This window comes from Gardnerella sp. 26-12, from assembly GCF_001660745.1.
In the GTDB taxonomy this organism is placed as follows: Bacteria; Actinomycetota; Actinomycetes; order Actinomycetales; family Bifidobacteriaceae; genus Bifidobacterium; species Bifidobacterium swidsinskii.
This window is the reverse complement of sequence record NZ_LWSR01000045.1, coordinates 1-20,239: the sequence shown is the minus strand read 5'-3', so window position 1 is coordinate 20,239 and position 20,239 is coordinate 1. Positions and strand designations below refer to the sequence as shown.

Sequence of the window (20,239 nt, the reverse complement as noted above, 5' to 3'; positions counted from 1 at the left end):
CAATTAATAATCATAAATTAATGCGTTATAACGAGAGGACGTGCGCGATGGAATTGGATTTGGCGGGAATGCATCAGCTTGCGGCACAGCAGGGGATTAATGCCGAGGAGCTGGACGAGGCGCTCGCCGAGGCCTTGCGTCTTGCGTATATGAAAACCGCTCATCCTGCAAAGCATGTGCGAGTTGAATTGGACGAACGTGCAGGTTCGTTCACTGTGTGGGCTAGGGATGAAATTCCTGGTAAACCTACTGAAGATAACCCGTATCCAGCTCCAACGCTGGGAGAGGAGTATGACGATACTCCTCATGATTTTGGTCGTTTAGCTGCTGCAACGGCTCGTCAAGTTATTAGTCAAATTTTCCGTAAAGCTGAAGATGATCGCGTGTTTGGTGCGTTTTCTGGTCAAAAAGGAAAGCTTATTAACGGCATTATTCAACAAGACGCAAAAGATAACACTAATATCCACGTTGCTGTTGGAGACGTTGAAGCTATTTTGCCGCGTCGCGAGCAGGTTCCAGGTGAACGTTACCGCCATGGTGAGCGTATTCGCGTATATGTCGTAAATGTTGCTCGTGGTTTGCGTGGTCCGGAAATTGTTGTTTCACGTTCACATCCTGAATTAGTCCGTCGTCTTTTTGAGCGAGAAGTGCCGGAACTTGTTTCTGGAGCAGTTTCTATTATGTCGATTGCACGTGAAGCCGGAGCTCGCACAAAGATTGCTGTTAGAGCTAATACTGAAGGTGTGAATCCAAAGGGTGCTTTAATTGGTCCTGGCGGTTCACGCGTGCGTGCTGTAATGGAAAACTTGGGTCAAGAGAAAATTGATATTGTCGATTGGTCGTCTGATCCAGCAAAGTTTGTTGCTGCTGCTCTTTCGCCTGCTACTGCTACACAAGTGCAAGTAGTGAGTGAAAAGAATCAAACTGCAGTTGCTTTTATTCATGATGCTCAGCTTTCTCTTGCTATTGGTAAAGAAGGTCAGAACGCTCGTTTGGCTGCAAAGTTGACTGGTTGGAAGATTGGTATTGAGTCTGCGGAAGAGCATGCTAAGAAGGTTGCTGCAGCTCAAGCACAAAATGCTCAGCCTGCTTCAGCTGATTTGAATAATAACGCATCTGCTGCTGAATAGATTGTTAATTGAGAAGTGCTAAATATTTTTAGATTGATATTTCCGCAATGTTTAGCACTTCTTGATTGTTTATTTTGCTAGTGGTGTGCAAATAAAGTAGTCTCTCGCGTGGCATTTAGCGACACTCGAGTCAATCCAACGTTTCGAGTATGCTAAAAGCTGGAATCTGGGCGAAAGGCAATCGCCATCGTCCGGCGGGAGACGAGGTATAAGATCATGGTCGCACGATGATATATCGCACGATAATAAATAATAAGCTCGCAATAATGTAAAGTGGTCGCGTGTACTAGCGCTGCCACAGACAGAGGAGAACACTGAGTGGTTAAAAAGCGCGTGTATGAACTGGCCAAAGAATTTGGTGTAGACAGTAAAACCGTGTTGGAGCGTTTGAAGAGCATGGGCGAATTTGTTAAGTCTGCTTCTTCAACAGTTGAGGCTCCAGTAGTTCGTCGTTTGCAAACAGCGTTAGCATCTGACGGAAATAAGTCCGAAAAGGCATCTAGTGCAAGTAAGCCTGCTGCGCCAAAAGCTAAGTCTCAAGCTAAGCCGCAGGCTAAACCTCAAGCTAAAGATTCGTCACACAGTGATTCTGTAGCTGGCTCTTCTGCTAACCAGCCTGTGCACAACACAGCTTCTCATTTTGTTCCAAAGCCGGGTGCAAATCATACTCGTTCAAACAATCCTTCGCGTTCTAATGCTGCTGCCGGCGAAAATAGAAAAAATGATCGTCGCAATGATAATCGTGATAATCGCGGCGAATCGCGACAGCAAGCTCAAGGTCAATCTCACTCAGATCGTTCACAGATGCCTCCTCGCCCTCGTCCGCACCAGAATGCACAAGGTGCAGGCGCATCTGCTCCACGTCCTGGTAATAATCCGTTTAGCCGTAAGCAAGGTATGCGTGCTCCTACACCTGGAGATATTCCACGTCCTCATCCGATGTCTCGTCCTGGTGCTGAAAATGGCCGCGGTGGTCGTCCAGGTCAAGCTGGCTCTGGACCTCAGGGTTCGCGTGGTGAACGTGCAGAACGCGGTGGCCGCTCGCGTGGTGGCCGCTCTGGTCAAGGTGGCGCACGCTCATCGCAGTGGTTGGGTCAGCGTCGTGGTCAAGGTGGCGCAGGTGCTGGCTCTGGTGCATCTTCTCGCCCATCTGCAGAATCTCGTTTTGCATCTCAAGGAGCTAGCTTCCAGGCTGCTGCAGCAGGCGCACCTAATGGTGGTCCATCGCGTGGCGGCGGTCGCGGTCGTGCAGGAGCTGCAGGCGCATTCGGTCGTCAAGGTGGTAAATCTTCTAAGGCTCGTAAGAATCGTTTAGCGAAACGTCGTGAATACGAAGAGCTTAAAGCACCAGTGATTGGCGGCGTGCGTATTCCTTCTGGTAACGGCGCTACGATTCGCTTGCGTCAAGGCGCAACTCTTTCTGATTTGGCGGAAAAGATTGATGTAAATCCAGCAGCTTTGGTAACTGTGCTCTTCCACTTGGGAGAAATGGCAACATCTACACAATCTTTGGATGAATCAACATTCCAAATTTTGGGTGAAGAAATCGGCTGGAATATCAGCATTGTTTCTGCTGAAGAAGAAGATAAAGAGCTTTTGCAGCAGTTTGACATCGATTTGGACGAAGAAGAGCTGCAAGAAGATGACGATTTGCAATCTCGTCCGCCTGTTGTTACTGTTATGGGTCACGTCGATCACGGTAAAACTCGCTTGCTTGATACCATCCGTAAGTCGAATGTTATCGATCGCGAAGCAGGTGGCATTACTCAGCGTATCGGTGCTTATCAAGTAACTGTAAATCTTGAAGGAAAACCTCGTAAGATTACGTTCCTCGATACTCCAGGTCACGAAGCGTTTACTGCTATGCGTGCTCGCGGTGCTGAGCTTACAGACGTTGCAATTCTTGTTGTTGCAGCAGACGACGGCGTAATGCCTCAGACTGTTGAAGCTATTAACCACGCTCAAGCTGCTCATGTGCCAATTGTTGTGGCTGTGAACAAGATTGATGTTGAAGGTGCTAATCCTGAAAAGGTTCGCGGTCAGCTTACAGAATACGGTTTAGTTGCTGAAGAATACGGCGGCGACACCATGTTTGTGGATATTTCTGCAAAGCAGGGCACTAACGTCAATAAGCTTCTTGAAGCTGTGTTGTTGACTGCTGACGCTGAGCTTGATCCTAAGGCAAATCCAAATATGGATGCTCGCGGTGCAACTATCGAAGCTCGACTCGATAAGGGTCGTGGTGCTGTTGCTACTGTTCTTGTGCAGCAAGGTACTCTTCACATTGGTGATTCTATTGTTGCTGGCACTTCTTATGGCCGTGTGCGCGCTATGCTTGACGAGAACGGCAAGCATTTGCAGGATGCGGCTCCTTCCACTCCTGTTCAGGTGCTTGGTTTAACTTCTGTTCCAACCGCAGGCGACCTGTTCTTGGTTACTTCGGACGACCGTTCTGCTCGTCAAATTGCTGAAAAGCGTGCAGCTACAGAGCGTGCAGCTCAGCTTGCTAAGCGCCGCAAGGTTGTGTCTCTTGAAAGCCTTAAGGAACAGTTCGCTAAGTCTGAAGTTGACATGCTGAACATCGTTATTAAGGGCGATTCTTCTGGTTCTGTTGAAGCTTTGGAAGATTCCTTGATGAAGATTGAGGTCTCTGAGGAAGTTGGCATCCAGGTTATTCACCGCGGTGTTGGTGCAATTACTCAGAATGATGTGAACTTGGCAACTGTCGATAAGGCTGTGATTATTGGCTTCAACGTGCGTCCAAACCGTCAAGTTGCTGATTTGGCAGACCGTGAAGGCGTGGAAGTTAAGTACTACTCAGTTATTTACAAGGCAATCGAAGATATCGAAGCTGCTTTGAAGGGTATGCTTAAGCCAGAATTCGAAGAAGTTGTTACTTCGCATTCCGAAATTCGCGAAATCTTCCGTTCTTCCAAGTTCGGCAATATTGCTGGTGTTATGGTTCAAGATGGCGAAGTCAAGCGCGGTACGAAGTGCCGTATTTTGCGCGACGGCGTTGCTACAGTCAACGACCTGGAGATTTCCAGCTTGCGTAGGTTTAAGGATGACGTGCAATCCGTTAGCGAAGGTTACGAAGCTGGTATTAATCTCGGCAGCTTCAATGACATTGAGCTTGGCGATATAATCGAAACCTTTGAAATGAAGCAGATTGAGCGCAAGTAATTATGGCAGGAACGAATCCTAGAGCTGCACGTATTGCAGCATTAATTCAGCGCGTAATCGCTTCTAATATGGAATCGCATTTGCATGATAAGCGTTTGGCGAGTGTGACTATTACGGAAGTGCGCGTTACGAACGATTTGCAAATTGCAAAGGTTTACTGGACGCAACTTGGTCACGAAGGTAAAGAGCAGGGTGAGCGTCAGCGTGCAGCACAAGCTTTGCAGCAGGCTCACGGTCGACTGCGCTCTTTGGTCGGTGCAAAAGCTGGATTGCGTTTGACTCCCCAATTGCAATTTATTTATGACGAAGTGCCATCTGAAGCGCACGAAATTGAGGATATTCTTGTTGCAGCTCGTCATCGTGATGAAGAATTAGCTAAATTGCGTGAAAATGCTAAGTATGCTGGCGATGTCGATCCGTATAAGAAGCCACGCGAAGTTGAAGAATCTGACGATGACTTTGACGATGATAATTTCGACGACGACGATTTTGACGACGACGATGACTTTGAAAGCGACGACTTTGAAGGCACGTCTGAATCGTCTGACAACAATTAAATCTCAAAGCAAACTCAATGTGAATCGTATAGTAGCTAGATTTAACTTATGTGCATACCAGATTCAGGATTACTGCTTGTAGATAAGCCTCAGGGCGTTACAAGTCACGATATTGTTGCATGCGCTCGTCATTTGTTGCATACAAAGCGAGTTGGGCACGCAGGAACGCTTGATCCTATGGCAACAGGATTGCTAATCATAGGTTTTGGCAATGCAACGCGACTTTTAAATTATATGTTGGGGCACAATAAAACCTATGAAGCAGTAATCCGCTTAGGAGAAGCAACTACTACTGATGACGCAGAAGGTGAGATTCTTCCGGATAATGCATTAAATATAGGTCCGGGGGTTCATGTCGATAATGACGACACGTCTTTTGAAAAGTCACTGTCTTTTGAGCGAATTAAGCAAGTTGTTAGCGAAAATTTAGTAGGCAAAATTATGCAAGCTCCTACTGCTTTTTCTGCTATTAAAATTAATGGTCAACGAGCTTATGATTTAGCGCGCGAAGGAAAATCAGTAGAGATTGCTCCTCGAGAGATATTTGTTAGTGATTTTTCAGTAAGTAATCCTCGAATTACTAGGGGAGTGAGTGGGAAACTCGTATGCGATATATCCGCAAAAGTTTCTTGCAGTAGTGGAACATATATTCGCGCTTTAGCTCGCGATTTAGGTCGCTTACTGGGAGTTGGTGGACATCTTACTCAGCTTCGTCGCACGAGCGTTGGTGATTTTTCAGTTACTGATTCGCGTGTTCTTAAACTCCGCGCTCAAATGCGAGAATTTACTGATCGCAATGGAGTATTGCAGCATCGCTCAAAAGCAGTTCCTGGTGACGATTTTGACGCAAATAATATGCTTCCTAAAATTTGCTTAAATATGATGGATGCAGCTTCGCATTCGCTTCCAACTTTAAGCATTGATGAAAATCAAGCTAAAGACTTGCGTTTTGGACGCTGGATTGAGCTTAAATCTGGCATAAATTACGAAAATTATCCTGCAATAGCGTACGTTCCAAACGCAAATACTGCGGAATGTGACGTTGTTGCAGTAGTTGAATTGACAAAAAATATAAAAAGTAATCAAATCAAACCAATTGTGGTATTTCCGGCAAGCGAGAAGACTGGTAAACTAGATAAGTATTTAAAATAACGAATTGCGTAATTTGCGTAGTTTGCTTGAGTAATGCTTGAACGCGGATAGTAAGGATATCATGAAGGTCATCGACATTCGACCAGATGCCAACGGCATGATTAATTGGCCAACGTTAAGTGCGGAGCGTAAAGCGGTTGTTACCATTGGCGTATTCGACGGTATGCACAAAGGTCATCGCGAGGTTATTCGTCGTACTGTGGATCTTGCGCATCGTCATGGAGCGTTTTCAGTGGTGATCATGTTTGACCCGCGTCCAAGCGTAGTACATGCTAATCCTGATTTATACGATGATTTTGGCGACGTTAATTCTAAACTTCCGGACGATCCGGATGCTCTTACAAGCGTGCGTCAACGTTTGCGTGTGATGTCGCAGTTGGATGTTGATCATGTTGTGATTGTGCGCTACAGTCTTGCTTTTGCTGCAAAATCATACCGTTTCTTCTTAGGTCAGCTCGTTGGAAAGCTTGGTATGCGAGCATTAGTTCTTGGCTCTGATGCTGCACTTGGTGCTCGTCGTGCTGGTGATATCAAAGCAATTCGCGAGTTGTCTCAGGCAACTGGAGTTTTTGAGCTTATTGAAGTAGAGGATTTGGGTCCAGACGACGTTCGCGTGCCTGATCCTATTGTTCGTGAGGTTCCACAGGAGCCTGGAGACCCTAAAGATCCTTCTGATGGCATGAATAAAGCTGAATATCGTGCTTGGAGCAAGAGCATGCCAAATAAGAAAGTGCGTGCTTGGAGTTCTACAAATGTGCGCTGGATGTTGGCTACTGGTCGAGTCAAAGAAGCGCGTGAAATTTTGGATCAGCCGCATCGCGTTGAAGGAACAGTAGTTCATGGAGACGAGCGTGGGCGCGAGATTGGATTCCCAACAGTAAATCTTGGCGAAAAAATTGAAGGCTATGTGCCAGTTGATGGCGTGTATGCAGGATGGGTTGTTGATTTAGATGCTGACAATAAGAACGATGTCAGACCATCGAAAAATGCTGTTCCAGATGTGAGTGTTTTGCGTCGTGACGAGCTTCATTTAGGCGTTCATTCTCCGTGGCGTTGGCCTGCTGCGATTTCTATTGGAACTAAGCCAACATTCAATAAAGATGGCGAAGAAGATGCAGAGCGCACTGTTGAAGCTTACGGATTGTTCGACGATTGGAAAGACTTGTACGGGCATCGTGTTTGCATCGAGTTTGCTAGTTTCTTGCGCCCGCAGCAGACTTTTGATTCGGTTGATGAGCTAAAAAATATGCTTAAATCCAATGTTGAAGAGGTGCGTGCAATTACTGACGCTGAGGCTGAATACTAAGTTTGAGAGCGTTTGTTCAGTTTTGATTAAGCAAGGTGAAACATACAATCGTGCACTTGGTGCTATTACCGGTCTTGCTATAGGCGATGCGCTTGGAATGCCAACTCAAAGCATGAGTGCTCAAAGCATACGCCGTTTTTATGGCGGTCCAATTACAAGGTTAATGGATGCTGTAAGTCAGCAGCCAATCGCGCCAAATATGAAAGCAGGTTCCGTAACTGATGATACGGAGCAAGCTTTTTTACTTGCTGAACGCATAATCGCAGATAATGGCAATATTGACAACAACAAGTATGCGCAAAATCTTTTAGATTGGGAAGATGCAATGCGCGAAAAAGGTTCCTTGGATTTGCTAGGACCGTCAACTAAGTCAGCTTTAAAAGCGCTTGTAAATGGAGTAAGTCCTGAAGAAACAGGCAAACTTGGCACAACTAATGGTGGTGCAATGCGTGCGACGCCAATTGGCATTGCTTTCAAACCAGGTGAATCTCTCACTAATGCAGCCAGAAAATCATGCTTAATTACTCACAATACGACTCAAGGAATTGAATCTACAACTCTTATTGCTGCGGCAGTAAGTTTAGGTATTGAAGGTTGTGAGAATCCGCTTAAAGAAGCAATAAAATTCGTAAAATCGCTTCCAAAGTATGGCAATTGGAGCGCAAAAGCAAGCGTTATAAGTAGGGTCGAATTTTTCACTAAAAAAGCTGAGGAGTTGAGTTGCTTATCTGTAAGTGACGATGATTTTGCTGAAATGTTGCAAAATGATTGTGGTACAAGTGTTGAAGCTAATGAATCCGTAGCTGCAGCTTTCGCAATTGCAACTCGCTTTGCGAATGAACCAACCAAAGCTGCGTGTTTTGCAGCATCGATTGGCGGAGATACTGATACGATTGCTGCAATGTGCTCTGCGATGTTGGGCTCACAGTATGGGTTGCAAGTATTCGATGAAAAAATACGAGAACGTGTTTTAGAGAATTTGCGAGTCGATCACTGCTACGACGTAGAAAATACAGTGTATGATTTGTGTCTAATTAGAGAAAATTCTGCGCAATAGCTTTCAGAGGCGATTACAATGGGTGGATCAAACCTAAACTTGAGCAATAAAGCAAGTTTGATTGCGCCTAGAGTAATCTCACTCGGTCAAATTATTGTAGATGTAACTATGAAAGTTAGCTCTGTTCCTAAGCCTGGTGAAGACATATTTGCAAACTCGTATAGTATGAGCGCTGGGGCGAGTTACAACATGCTGTTTGCTGCAAGTCAAATGGGAGCTAAAGCGCAATGGGCTGGTGTTTTGGGTGAAGGATATTTTGCAAATATTATTTCTAAAGCTTTAAACGAAGCACGTATTTCGCATATTGGCACAAAAAATTCCATGCTTGATTCTGGATTTTGCGTAGCTTTTACGGACGCAAGTGCGGAGCGAACTTTTGTATCTACTAAAGGTGCGGAAACTAGTGGTGATGAGCACGCTTTTGACTTAGTAAACCCAAATCCGCAAGATGTTGTGTACATTAGTGGATACACGTTTGTGAGTCCTATAAAACGTGCGCTTTTGCGGTTTATGCTAAGAACAAGCGGTTTGTGCGGTTTAAGTAGTAGTGCTTTAGAGAGTTCTTTTGATCAACACAAGCGTCGGTTTACAGCGATTTTTGATGCGTCGCCAATGATTGCAAATATTTCAGATGAAGATTTAAAAGCCTTGATTGACTACGTGCCAATTTGGTTGTGTAATGCTAGAGAAGCTGAGATTTTAGCAAAAAGGCTTAACGCTTGGAATGATGCTAAATGCAACGAATGTGCTAGTGACGGTGTTAGCGAAGTAGCTAGCGAAGGTGCTAGTGAAGATGCTATTTGCGCAACTAATAATCAACTTACAAAATACAAAATCGAGCGTTTACAGCGTGTGTTAAAAGCTCCGCTCATCGTTCATGCAGGATCTTGCGGAGCTTGGGTGTGTGATTTAGGCAAAGAAGCCGAGCATATTAAAGGTTTTCAAGTAAAAGCAGTAGATACAAATGGAGCTGGAGATGCGCATACTGGCGTACTTGCGGCTTGCATAGGCTACAAAATGACGCTTAAGCAGGCTGTTTTATGCGCGAATGCTGCAGCTGCTATTGCTGTTACCAAATACGGGCCTGCAACGTGCCCTACGAAAAAGGAGATAGAAGATTTTATTAAAACAAATGTTTATTAACACCAACATTTGTTAACTTTTCTTACGTTGTGCAAAGACAAGCAAATCAACCTAAAAAAGAAACTAGGTGAAACAATGAGTAAAGTTAAAGTAGATGAAGCTAAAGCTCAACAAACCCAAAGTTCCTTAAGTATTGAGGAACAAGGCATAGATACAATCAGTGAAAGCGAGCGTAAAGGAACGCCGGCAAGCTTATTCTGGCCGTGGTTTGCAGCAAATATTTCAGTATTTGCCATGTCGTACGGAGCGTGGGCATTAGGTTTTGCAATATCCTTCTGGCAAGCAACATTAATGACAATAATCGGCGTAATCGTATCATTCTTGCTGGTTGGGGTAATCTCAATAGCCGGCAAACGCGGAAACGCTCCAACAATGGTATTGACTCGCGCAACGTTCGGCGTACGTGGAGCAAACATTCCAGCAGCATTAAGTTGGATTGCAACGCTCGGATGGGAGATTTCTCTAGCAATAACTGCCGTTCTTGCAATGGCAACAGCCGCAGAAAAGATCGGCTGGGGTAGTGGTACGAGTGTTAAAATCGTGAGCACAATCATCGTAGTTGGATTAATTGTAATTGTTGGAATTTACGGCTACGACTTAATTATGAAGTGCCAGCAAGTTATAACAATTGTAACGGGAATAATCACTCTTGGATTCTTCGTACTAGGTTGGGGACACATAAACTTTGCTGCGATTGGTCAAATTCCAAACGGATCTCTTCCTGCAATGCTCGGTTGCTGCTTCTTCGTTATGACTGGCTTCGGCATAGGCTGGGTTAATGTTGCGGCTGATTACTCTAGATACTTGCCTAGAAAATCTTCAAATAGCGGAATCGTTTTTTGGACTACTTTTGGAGCGTCAATTGCAAACGTGTTCCTAATTTTCTACGGTCTTCTACTCGCAGCTTCTAATATGAAATTAGCTCAAAACGTTGGAAACGACCCGATTGGAGCAATTGCTGCAATCTTGCCAGCGTGGTATTTGATTCCGTACACGATTGTAGCGGTTCTAGGACTTATGTCTGGAGCAATTATGGACAATTATTCAAACGGTCTTGCGTTGCTATCTTTTGGAATACGTATTCCTCGAACTGTTGCAGCAATTATTACTGCAATTCTAACTACTCTTGGCGTTGTTTATGTCACGTTCTTCTCCGACACATTTATTGGACCATTCCAAGGCTTCTTAACGACTTTGGGAGTGCCGATGGCTGTTTGGGCTGGAATGTTTACTACGGATGTGCTTGTTCGCAAAAAAGATTATTGCACTGAGGACTTGTATAAGCCGGAAGGTCGCTACGGTGCTTGGAATGTTAAAGCTTTTGCAATTCTTTGCGTTGGAACGATTGTTGGATGGGGTTTGGTCGTAAACTCTGCAGCGAAATGGCTTACATGGCAAGGTTATTTGCTTTGGTTTGTTGGCGGAAAATCAAGTAGCTGGGCTGGTGCAAACTTGGGCGTAATAGTTGCGCTACTAATCGGCTTAATTGGCTCTTTAATTTTCCAGCGTAAAGATATTGCTAAGCAAGAAGCGGATTTGCCAACAAGCGAAGTAGGTTTGCAGACAAGCGAAATTGCAGAATAAAAATAAAAATGAAAAAGGATATTCGTATGAAAGGATATTCAAATGATTAAAGAAGACGAATGGTTAGTGGTAATCGACAGACAGCGCGTTTTTTGCGAAAGTGAGTGGTCGACTTGGGCGTGCGCAGATCACACTTACGATTCAACAACCGAAGCTTTTACAAAACTTGCAAAAGCCTATGGTAATCGAGTAATTTACACGCGCTATGTAGCACCGCTTAAGCCAGAAAACGCTTGGGTTGACTATTTTAAAGATTGGCCACAATTCCTCGTAAAACCTGACGACCCAATGTATGACTTCACTCCAGAAACAGCAGAACTTGCGGAAGGTCACACTGTAGTTACTTGCGAAACTTTTGGAAAGTGGGGTACGAAGCTTAAAGCTGCATTAGGCGAATGTCACAAAATAACAATTTGCGGAGTCGCAACAGATTGTTGCGTACTAACAACCGCTTTAGCTGCAGCAGATAATGGCGTTGCTGTGCGTATCGCAGAAGATGCTTGTGCAGGAAGCACGCCAGAAAATCATAAGCTAGCTCTTAAAACTATGGAGCTTTTTACGCCGCTTATAACAGTGTGCAGCACAAGCGAAATTCTTTAAAGTAGTAGCACTTGGGCATTTGCTTAGCTTATAGCCCAAGTGCTTTTAATGCTTCTCGCACTGTGCTAACTTCAATAATTTCTAATCCTGGAATACTAACGCTTTTCCGCATATGGCAAACTATTGCGCGCTTATATCCTATTCGCGCAGCCTCACGCAATCGCGGCTCTATTCTTGGCACTGGGCGAACTTGACCAGTTAAGCTCATCTCGCCAATTGCGCAAGTTTTAGGAGTTACTGCTTTCCCGGCAGCAGCGCTAGCTAAAGCTGCTACGATTGCCAAGTCGCAAGACGGTTCTTTTGCCAATGCTCCTGCAATAGTAGATACGTACAAATCTTTTGCAAGTAAATTAACGCGTCCGTGACGATACAAAACTGCTGTAAGCATTGCAAGACGGTTAGAATCAACACCAGAAACTGCACGGCGAGGAGTGGGCAGAGCTGATTGCGTTACAAGTGCTTGTATTTCAATCGGCAGGCTTCTGTGTCCTTCAAGTGTAAAAGTTACGCAAGTTCCGTCGTTTGTGCCATCTTGCGCCTTTTTACCTTGATTATCGTTTTCTGTAGAAGACAAAAACAGTCCGGAAGGATCTGGCACTTCCTCAATTCCTTCACCGCTCATATCGAAGCAGCCAACTTCGTCTGTAGGTCCAAAGCGATTCTTTACAGCTCTTAGCATGCGTAGTGCTGTTTGTGTATCGCCCTCAAATTGGCATACTGTGTCGACTAAATGCTCAAGCGTCCGCGGTCCTGCTATTGAACCATCTTTTGTAACGTGACCAACTAAAAGTATCGGAATATTGTTAGCTTTAGCAACATCTATAAGTGCGCTCGCAACTTCTCTAACTTGTGTAGAACCGCCTGTAATACCATCTACTTCTTGTGCGGAAATCGTTTGTGCAGAATCGACAATAGCAAGCGTAGGGTGATGCGTTTCAATAAGATCTAGTACAGTGTCAAGATCGCCTGTTGTTGCAAGTAATAAATAATCGTTTACAGCGTTAATTCTAGACGCGCGCAATTTAACTTGCGCTGCTGATTCCTCGCCGGAAATATACAATACCGGGGGAGTGTTGCTTTCTTTTGATTGCTTAGATACGTAAGCTGCTGTTTTTAGAAGTAGTGTTGATTTTCCGATACCTGGCTCTCCTGCTATAAGAGTTACGGAGCCTGGCACAAGTCCTCCGCCTAATACGCGATCGAATTCGCTAAAACCAGTGTGGATGCGCATTGCGTCGTCTGCTTGAATTTCGCTAATTGGTTGCGCGGATGTTGCTGAATCGAGAGTTGAATGTGCGATATTGCGATTAGAAGTAGTTATGCTATCTGGTGAATATGCGCGCGATGCTGTTGTTGCGCGCGGTGTACGTGTTGTACGAGATAATCCGCTAACTCGCGCTTCTCTAAACTCGTTCACTGTGCCCCATTCGCCACATTCAGGGCAGCGACCGTACCATTTTGAGCCGCTCCAACCGCATTCAGAGCATAAATAGTGAAGAGTAGATTTACTAGCCATATCTTGACGCTATACGCTTTATTAGACAATCATATTTTGTATTTGTTTTTGATTGTAAAGCACTTTTGCGTACTAAAAGCGTCATCGCGATGTGACATAATGCAAGTATGTCGAAATCGAATGCTTCAAGTATGAATGCTTCAAAGATGGGTGCGTTGAATATGAATTCTTCAAGTGTCAATAATTCATCACACAGCAAGTTATTAGTTGTGTTGACTTCAGCTGCAGTAATTGTGGTTTTGGCTCTGATTTCAGCATTTATGTGGCCAGGTTGGGCATTGAATCACGAAAATGTTGCGAGCAAAAATCATATGGTAATGCCTAAAACGCCTTCTATACCATCGAAACCTTTGCCAGCATCTTCTACGGCATTGCTTAAGGCTATGCCAGATAGCGTACTTGATTTCGCTCGTGTTGACGCTATACCTAGTGCAACTTGGACTGAATCGTCGCCTTTGGAGGAATATTCTGTTAAGTACTCAACTGGTCAGCCAGATGGGGAAGTGTCTGTAACTGTTGCTCAATGGTCGAATCGCGATTCTGCGAACAAGCAGTATGAAGCGTTAGTTGATGGACTTAAGGGTTCTGATATCGCAAGTGGAAAAATTCAAGTTTCTGGCAAGACTTCCGGTAGCTATGTGTTGCGAAATGATGAAAATGATAAATCACAGGCTAGTGCATTGTGGCAGAACGATACCGCTGTTTTTGAAGTGAACGGCGCAAAGCAAGCAGTAGAGCGTTTTTATCACAGATTCCCAATGTAAATTGTTGTAAAAAAATGATGTTCTTTGTAATATCACTCCACAAAGTCGTTAAAACGGTGTAACATTAGGCAAGTTGCACACTTTACATAGGAATGGAGGCTTCAGATGGGTTCTGTCATCAAGAAGCGCCGCAAGCGGATGAGCAAGAAGAAGCACCGCAAACTGCTGCGTAAGACTCGTCACCAGCGCAAGTAATTTTCTTGCTATGCGTTGATGCGTGTCTGAACGTTTAGGCACGTAAGACTTTTTGAAGCGTCGGTTTTCCGGCGCTTTTTATTTATTTATATATTTCGCGGATTGTCTTGCAAATATTCGTGTGGTAGAGATTTGAGATTTTTCGCACTGAGCGCGGCGAACGTCAGAGCCGCAGGCTGCTGATTCGCCAAGCGAAGAAGAAAAATCGAAAAATCTCTGCGATAAGGCACGGTTATTAACGATTAAACACGCAGAGTTTGGGGGATTTCTCTACGAGCACTAAAAGAGGACTGGGCGCATTGACTTGCCGGAGCGCTTAAAGCGTAGCGCGCGGAGGCACTTCAATGCGGAAACTCGCTTAAGTTGGAAGTCCAGTGGACTTCCAACGCGAGTTTCGCAAGCGAGCGTAATAAAACGCGAGCGTATCGTTAAAAAACGTTTAAGAATAAAGCGCCCGAAGGAACGCTCGCGCGGTCTAGGTGCGCTCGCTACTGAGCTTGCGTTGAAAGCACACCGTGCTTTCAACGCAAGCTCACGCTCCGAGTTGCTTTCGCGCGCACAATGCTGCGCTCAAGCAGGTCGTAGCGCATGCGAGGAGAGAAATCCCCCAAAACTCGCGCCACACCAAACAAAAACTCGCGCAACAGTAATAAAAAAGTAGAGCCCATGTTTACGGACTCTACTTTTCGCTTAGTTTCGCTACTTATTTGGGTTGGTAAGCGTGCGAGGGCCGTTAGGATCGCCGACGATCACGGTGTCAACCATGTTCAAGAACAAGCCGTGTTCCACAACGCCAACAGTTTCAATCAAATCCTTCGCCAACTCCTGTGGATGCTCAATGCGCTCCATATGCAAATCAACCACGAAGTTGTTCTCGTCGGTGCGAACTTCTTTGCCGTCTGCATCAAGACGCAAAACTGGCTTATATCCGCGCTTTTCGAACTTACGAATCACTTGCGCGGAGCCGAATGGAATCACCTCAACAGGAAGTGGGAACTTGCCAATCGTGTCGACTACCTTGCTTGCGTCAACAATCCACACAATGCGGTCAGAGTTAATAGCCACAATCTTTTCCCAAAGAAGAGCTGCGCCGCCGCCTTTAATTCCGTTGAAATTCTTGTCAACTTCGTCGGAGCCGTCGATTGTAACGTCAATGTGATCCACTTCGTTAATGTCGAGAATCTTAATGCCGTAGCCTTCTGCTTGCTCTTGTGTGCGACGAGAAGTGGTAACTCCCGTAAAGCTCAAGCCTTCTTCCTGAACTCTGCGGCCAAGCTCGTCAACCAAGAAGCGCACTGTAGAGCCGGTGCCAAGGCCAACCATCATTCCATTCTTTACAATCTTTGCGGCTTCAATGCCTGCTGCTTTTTTAAGCGCATCTTGTTGTGCTTTATCCATTATCCCTGCTTTCTTGTTTTTGTTATTCCCGAGTTCGCCGATGAACTTCCATCGCTATTTGCGGGAGAGGCTTTGTGTTTTTATGCGTGCCTCATTTTCGTACATTTCCATATTAGTCTGCGTGCAGATTTTTAGGGCTATGTGCATTTTAATTGTGCCTTCATTCATTCACGGGATATTCGTGTGGTAGAGATTTGAGATTTTTTGTACTGCTTGGATGCTTGCACGTTCATGAAGTTTTGCAGTTGCGCTCTGCAGACGTTGAGTATTTATTGCTTAGAGAACACTAGCGTCATTGCTACTGCATGTGCCACACCAGGCACTCATACCACACCACAGAACGCTAGCGGTTTTATTAGTAGTGGGAGATAGGAATTGCTTGGTCGAGCAATATAAAAGCGGAACGATAGTAATAATCTTGTTGATGAATACTATTTTTGCAGAAAAAGTAAGTAAAAAACTAAACTTAACTATGCAACCGCTAAGCTCAAATAAGGTATAAGAGCGGAGCGCTGCGAGACAAGTAATTCCTATCTCACACAGCCACTTCAGAAATCCGCCAGCCAAACACCACACTAAACGAATTGTAAAAATAAGCTATGGTTCATTTGCCTGCTTGATTTAGGTAGAAGGCGGTTGGAGATAAATGCAAGGTGCCGTCTGGTTCTACGTAGCCGTTTACGTTGATTGTGCCGGAAATAAAGCGCGCCTCGCCGTTAAAACTTGGGCTTGTGTTTGGTGGTGGAGTAAATTGCAGCACGCCAGAAACACTTAATCCTTGAACTGGTTTAGATGCAGTTTGCGTAACATTTTGCTTTGTTTTTGGAACTTCTTGAACAATAGTTATAGCGTCTTGCTGGTGTGCATCTTGCTGGTGTGCATCTTGTTCATTTTCTATTGATAGTGCATCTTTTTCGCTATTTTCTAACGTTTCACGCTTTGTTTCACGCGCTTGTTCGCGCGCTGATTCATTTGCAGATTCAGTTAGATCACTAGTGTTTTTACTATTTTGTGCAGAAAAATCAGGATTAATATCTTCGCCAACTGTGCGTTCAAGATGGTATTTTGCATGAGAAATTTTGCCGTCTAAAAGCATTTTCGCATCACTTGGCACATTCGTACCTTTTGCATATTCAGAAGCAAGAAGCGACTTCCAGCCTTCTAAAGGCAAGTATCCGTCCTTCAAACCATTTCGGCAATCTTCCGCATATCCGCGCGCTAATGTATCAACTTTTTCGTTTCCTTCGTTTCCTGCGTGACCCTTAACCCACACGAATTTTACGGCGCCTTCGCGCTTAGTAATTTCCGCGTCGATTGCTCGAATCAGCTCGGCATTTTTAACAGGTTCATTTTTAGAGTTTTTCCAACCGTTCTTTTTCCATCCGTGAATCCACGTAGTTGCGCAGTTAATAGCGTATTGTGAATCACTTTCGATTGTGAGCGGCTCTCTTCCAGGATGTGCTCGTAAAGCTTCTAAAACCGCGCATAATTCGCCAATTTGATTTGTGCCATTAGTTGCGCCTCCAGCATCTGCATTGCCTGTGTGATGATGTTCGTTAGAGCTACCAGACTCGTCAATGTGATCTGCCCACGCCCAACCCATTGAACCATTCGGGTTTCCGAGCGCGGAACCGTCTGTTGAAACAACAATCATGACAAAACCTTTCAAAAATGCGCCGGCTGCAGATTGCAACCAGCGCAATTAGTAGATTTCTTTATTTACGCAAGATTATTACGTTACGCTAAAGCCTTGTCGACTACAGCAGTAGCTTCCTCAAGCACCTTGTCAAGTGCTTCTGGAGAAACGAAGGATTCTGCGTAAACCTTGTAAATATTCTCGGTACCAGATGGGCGAGCAGCGAACCAGTTGTTCTTCGTCGTCACCTTCAAGCCACCAATCTTTGCGCCGTTTCCAGGAGCTTCCGTAAGCTTTGCGGTAATATCCTCACCAGCAAGCTTAGTTGCTTCAACGTCGTTGCCGCTCAAAGCTGCAAACTTCTGCTTTTGCTCAAGTGTTGTTGGGGTATCGACGCGCTTATACCAGCTTTCGCCAAAGCGAGCAACCTGATCCTGGTGAAGCTGAGCTGGGTTCTTGCCAGTCTTTGCAGTAATTTCCGCAGCGAGCAAATCAGGAATCAAGCCATCCTTATCGGTGGTCCACACGCGACCATCTTTGCGCAAGAAGCTCATGCCGGAGCTTTCCTCGCCGCCGAAAGCAACTTCGCCGCTAAAGAGTGGGTCAACGAACCACTTGAATCCAACTGGAACTTCCACAAGCTTTGCGTTAATAGAAGCAGCTACGCGGTCAATCAAGGAAGAAGACACAAGCGTCTTGCCGATAGCAGTATTCTTTGGCCAATCCGGGCGAGCACCGCCGAACAAGTACTCCACGCACACCGCGATGTAATGGTTCGGGTTCATAACGCCCCAGTTCGGGCACACAATACCGTGACGGTCAGCATCTGGATCGGTGCCGCCAACCAAATCGTACTTATCCCAAGCGCCAGCGTTAAGCTGATCAACTAAGCCCTTCATTGCGTAAGGGGAGCTTGGATCCATACGAATCTTGCCATCGTGGTCAATAGTCATGAATCGCCAAGTTGGATCAACTTCTGGACGCACAACGCCGATGTTCAAGCCATACTTTTCGTTCATAAGTGGCCAGTAGTTTACACTTGCGCCGCCGAGTGGGTCAATTCCCAAACGTACGCCGCTAGAGCGAATCACATCAAAATCGATTACATTAGCCAAATCGCTAACGTAGTGTTCGCGGTAATCGAATCCTTCAACCAAATCAGACTTGATTGCTTCCTCGAAAGGTACGCGCTTTACAGACTTGTAGTTGTCGAGCAATTCATTTGCTCGAGCTGCAATTGCGTTAGTTACATCTGCAGGGGCAGGACCGCCTGTTACAGGATCGTACTTAAAACCACCGTCGGTTGGTGGGTTGTGTGAAGGAGTGACGACAATGCCGTCAGCCAAGCCGTCGCCGCTAAAACGCTGAGTGCCGTCGGCTGCGCGATTATGCGTCAAAATAGCTTGAGAAACAACAGGAGTTGGCACGAAATCGCCGCGAGAATCCACGCGAACGTGAACTCCGTTAGCAACCAAAACCTCAATAGCGGTTTTTTGAGCAGGCTCAGAAAGAGCGTGCGTATCGCGACCAATATAAAGAGGGCCAGTTACGCCAGCTTTCTTGCGATATTCAGCAATAGCTTGCGTAATAGCCACAATATGAGCTTCGTTAAACGAAGTTTTCAAAGCAGAACCACGGTGACCGGACGTGCCGAAAATCACGCGCTGTTCTGGAATGTTGGAATTTGGAACTTCATCATAGTAAGCGCCAACCAAAGCGTCGACGTCGACTAGATCTTCTGGGGTGGCGGGCATTCCCGCATTTTTTGCTACCATAATTTTTTATTTTGCCACGGTGCTTGTATTTTATTTATTTTTTGGCACTCTTACGCACAATGCTTGCTTGTCAACAGTGAAGCGCAAATGTTTCGTATAGCCCAAAATGTCGCCGTCTACTTGCACTGGAGCAGATTTTTCTAATTGCACTTCTGCACTAAAACCTTGCATTTGGTCAATTCTCGAGCCTGCAGAAAGCGAATCCTGCTGTAGCGCGCGCCCTGTTAGCGTTTGGTGTATTACTCCTCGGAACAAATTAGCCCAACCAATTAAACCGCCGGAAGTGTCAATAATCTCAAAATCAAGCACACCATCGTCGTACGCTGCTTCTGGCATAAGCGAAAACATAGGAATTTGACCGCAATTTCCAGCCATAAGTGTGCGGAAAGTCAATCCTTTTAGCACACTTTCGTCGCCATTCGAACGCTGTAAGGTAACGGTTGCGCGATATTTTGGCATAAACAAATGCTTTACGCCAGAGACAAAATAAGCAAGCCAACTAATATTCTTTTTTAAGTTTGGATCAGTGTCGTCAATCATTAAAGCGTCAAAACCAATGCCTGCAATAATTAAGAATGCGTGTCCATGATCTTCTTCTGGATTGTCGAGAATCGTTACGCGCCCAACGTCAACCTTCCTAGAACCGTGAGAAGTTGCAACACGCAACGCAGCATCCACGTCGTTTACTGGAATTCCCATATTTCTAGCAAAAAGATTGCCAGTTCCAATAGGAATAATTCCCATCGCATGACCTTTACCGCTTACTGCGCTCGCAACAGTACGAACCGTGCCATCTCCGCCTACTGCTACTACTACGTTAGCTCCGTTTGAAAGTGCTTCTAAAGCGCATTCGCGTCCATCTTTATCTAACTGTGTATCAATAATTTCGTAGGTTAAATTGCGTTCTTTGCAATAATTTTTAATATTTTCGCGATATGATTCCGCTTGTGGTTTTGAAGGATTAAGTATGAATGCGTAATGCACTGAGTCGCCATGTCGTTGAGCAAGTTTTTCTGCCAAATGATGACGTTTTAAAGCGCGCGAAACAATCATGATGACGAATGGAGCGAGTACAAGCGCGAATACAATCATCATAAGAGCAATAGTCGCTTGAATAGGCATAGTTGGCATACCTCCTATTCTTGCACATTATTTTTTCTACAATACTAAATTTTGCGGCATATTGCGAATATTTACGTTTTTTACACATTTGTATAGTATGTATTGTTTTTATGAATATCGT

Annotated in this window: 16 protein-coding genes; 11 read left to right on the top strand and 5 right to left on the bottom strand. The window is 45.1% G+C overall.

What is annotated here, in order from left to right; translation table 11 throughout:
* Positions 1-47: 47 nt before the first annotated feature.
* From nusA to A5295_RS03275, 9 genes are all read left to right on the top strand, one after another.
* The gene (nusA, locus tag A5295_RS03315; RefSeq protein WP_004109632.1) at positions 48-1,130 is read left to right on the top strand and encodes a transcription termination factor NusA; all 1,083 of its coding nucleotides are present in this window, start codon (positions 48-50) and stop codon (positions 1,128-1,130) included.
* Between the two features lie 318 nt (positions 1,131-1,448).
* Positions 1,449-4,313, top strand: coding sequence for a translation initiation factor IF-2 (gene infB / locus A5295_RS03310; RefSeq protein ID WP_064621696.1), 2,865 nt, complete (start codon positions 1,449-1,451; stop codon positions 4,311-4,313).
* Positions 4,314-4,315: 2 nt separating this feature from the next.
* Positions 4,316-4,870, top strand: coding sequence for a 30S ribosome-binding factor RbfA (gene rbfA, locus A5295_RS03305; RefSeq protein WP_004109626.1), 555 nt, complete (start codon positions 4,316-4,318; stop codon positions 4,868-4,870).
* Between the two features lie 48 nt (positions 4,871-4,918).
* On the top strand, positions 4,919-6,022 hold the full coding sequence (gene truB / locus A5295_RS03300; RefSeq protein ID WP_064621695.1) for a tRNA pseudouridine(55) synthase TruB: 1,104 nt from the start codon (positions 4,919-4,921) through the stop codon (positions 6,020-6,022).
* 61 nt (positions 6,023-6,083) lie between these two features.
* Positions 6,084-7,328 carry a riboflavin kinase gene (locus tag A5295_RS03295; protein ID WP_064621694.1) on the top strand — a complete coding sequence of 415 codons (1,245 nt, stop codon included), beginning with the start codon at positions 6,084-6,086 and terminating at the stop codon, positions 7,326-7,328.
* A 22-nt stretch (positions 7,329-7,350) separates the two neighbouring features.
* Positions 7,351-8,385 (top strand): ADP-ribosylglycohydrolase family protein, encoded by a 1,035-nt coding sequence (locus A5295_RS03290; protein WP_064621693.1) that lies wholly within the window; start codon positions 7,351-7,353, stop codon positions 8,383-8,385.
* Positions 8,386-8,403: 18 nt separating this feature from the next.
* Positions 8,404-9,528: a PfkB family carbohydrate kinase gene (locus A5295_RS03285; RefSeq protein WP_064621692.1), complete on the top strand. Its 1,125-nt coding sequence runs from the start codon at positions 8,404-8,406 to the stop codon at positions 9,526-9,528.
* 75 nt (positions 9,529-9,603) lie between these two features.
* Positions 9,604-11,112, top strand: a complete 1,509-nt coding sequence (locus A5295_RS03280) for a cytosine permease (protein WP_064621691.1) — start codon at positions 9,604-9,606, stop codon at positions 11,110-11,112.
* Between the two features lie 42 nt (positions 11,113-11,154).
* Positions 11,155-11,712, top strand: a complete 558-nt coding sequence (locus A5295_RS03275) for a cysteine hydrolase (RefSeq protein ID WP_064621690.1) — start codon at positions 11,155-11,157, stop codon at positions 11,710-11,712.
* Positions 11,713-11,740: 28 nt separating this feature from the next.
* On the opposite strand, the gene radA is transcribed toward A5295_RS03275, so the two are convergent.
* Positions 11,741-13,228: a DNA repair protein RadA gene (radA, locus tag A5295_RS03270; protein ID WP_064621689.1), complete on the bottom strand. Its 1,488-nt coding sequence runs from the start codon at positions 13,226-13,228 to the stop codon at positions 11,741-11,743.
* Between the two features lie 107 nt (positions 13,229-13,335).
* On the opposite strand from radA, the gene A5295_RS03265 reads away from it, so the two are divergent.
* A complete protein-coding gene (locus tag A5295_RS03265; RefSeq protein ID WP_004109607.1) occupies positions 13,336-13,992 on the top strand; it encodes a hypothetical protein in 657 nt (218 codons plus the stop codon).
* A gap of 105 nt (positions 13,993-14,097) precedes the next feature.
* Positions 14,098-14,187 (top strand): AURKAIP1/COX24 domain-containing protein, encoded by a 90-nt coding sequence (locus tag A5295_RS06170; protein WP_004268639.1) that lies wholly within the window; start codon positions 14,098-14,100, stop codon positions 14,185-14,187.
* A 699-nt stretch (positions 14,188-14,886) separates the two neighbouring features.
* Here the strand turns inward: A5295_RS06170 and rpiA are convergent.
* The 4 genes from rpiA to A5295_RS03240 form a co-directional block, all read right to left on the bottom strand.
* Complete coding sequence (rpiA, locus tag A5295_RS03255; RefSeq protein WP_004110197.1) at positions 14,887-15,585, bottom strand: ribose-5-phosphate isomerase RpiA; 699 nt, start codon at positions 15,583-15,585, stop codon at positions 14,887-14,889.
* 604 nt (positions 15,586-16,189) lie between these two features.
* Complete coding sequence (locus A5295_RS03250; protein WP_064621687.1) at positions 16,190-17,287, bottom strand: ribonuclease H; 1,098 nt, start codon at positions 17,285-17,287, stop codon at positions 16,190-16,192.
* A gap of 35 nt (positions 17,288-17,322) precedes the next feature.
* The gene (gene pgm / locus A5295_RS03245) at positions 17,323-18,996 is read right to left on the bottom strand and encodes a phosphoglucomutase (alpha-D-glucose-1,6-bisphosphate-dependent) (protein WP_004125604.1); all 1,674 of its coding nucleotides are present in this window, start codon (positions 18,994-18,996) and stop codon (positions 17,323-17,325) included.
* 30 nt (positions 18,997-19,026) lie between these two features.
* Positions 19,027-20,127, bottom strand: a complete 1,101-nt coding sequence (locus A5295_RS03240) for a diacylglycerol kinase family protein (protein ID WP_064621686.1) — start codon at positions 20,125-20,127, stop codon at positions 19,027-19,029.
* Positions 20,128-20,239: the final 112 nt, after the last annotated feature.

What these genes read in the sequence shown, in the direction of transcription:
- radA (WP_064621689.1), bottom strand. Translation starts at nt 13,228, where the DNA reads ATGGCTAGTAAATCTACTCTTCACTATTTATGCTCTGAATGCGGTTGG.
- A5295_RS03280 (WP_064621691.1), top strand. Translation starts at nt 9,604, where the DNA reads ATGAGTAAAGTTAAAGTAGATGAAGCTAAAGCTCAACAAACCCAAAGT.
- A5295_RS03295 (WP_064621694.1), top strand. Translation starts at nt 6,084, where the DNA reads ATGAAGGTCATCGACATTCGACCAGATGCCAACGGCATGATTAATTGG.
- truB (WP_064621695.1), top strand. Translation starts at nt 4,919, where the DNA reads ATGTGCATACCAGATTCAGGATTACTGCTTGTAGATAAGCCTCAGGGC.
- A5295_RS03265 (WP_004109607.1), top strand. Translation starts at nt 13,336, where the DNA reads ATGTCGAAATCGAATGCTTCAAGTATGAATGCTTCAAAGATGGGTGCG.
- rbfA (WP_004109626.1), top strand. Translation starts at nt 4,316, where the DNA reads ATGGCAGGAACGAATCCTAGAGCTGCACGTATTGCAGCATTAATTCAG.
- A5295_RS06170 (WP_004268639.1), top strand. Translation starts at nt 14,098, where the DNA reads ATGGGTTCTGTCATCAAGAAGCGCCGCAAGCGGATGAGCAAGAAGAAG.
- rpiA (WP_004110197.1), bottom strand. Translation starts at nt 15,585, where the DNA reads ATGGATAAAGCACAACAAGATGCGCTTAAAAAAGCAGCAGGCATTGAA.
- pgm (WP_004125604.1), bottom strand. Translation starts at nt 18,996, where the DNA reads ATGGTAGCAAAAAATGCGGGAATGCCCGCCACCCCAGAAGATCTAGTC.
- A5295_RS03285 (WP_064621692.1), top strand. Translation starts at nt 8,404, where the DNA reads ATGGGTGGATCAAACCTAAACTTGAGCAATAAAGCAAGTTTGATTGCG.
- A5295_RS03240 (WP_064621686.1), bottom strand. Translation starts at nt 20,127, where the DNA reads ATGCCAACTATGCCTATTCAAGCGACTATTGCTCTTATGATGATTGTA.
- nusA (WP_004109632.1), top strand. Translation starts at nt 48, where the DNA reads ATGGAATTGGATTTGGCGGGAATGCATCAGCTTGCGGCACAGCAGGGG.
- A5295_RS03275 (WP_064621690.1), top strand. Translation starts at nt 11,155, where the DNA reads ATGATTAAAGAAGACGAATGGTTAGTGGTAATCGACAGACAGCGCGTT.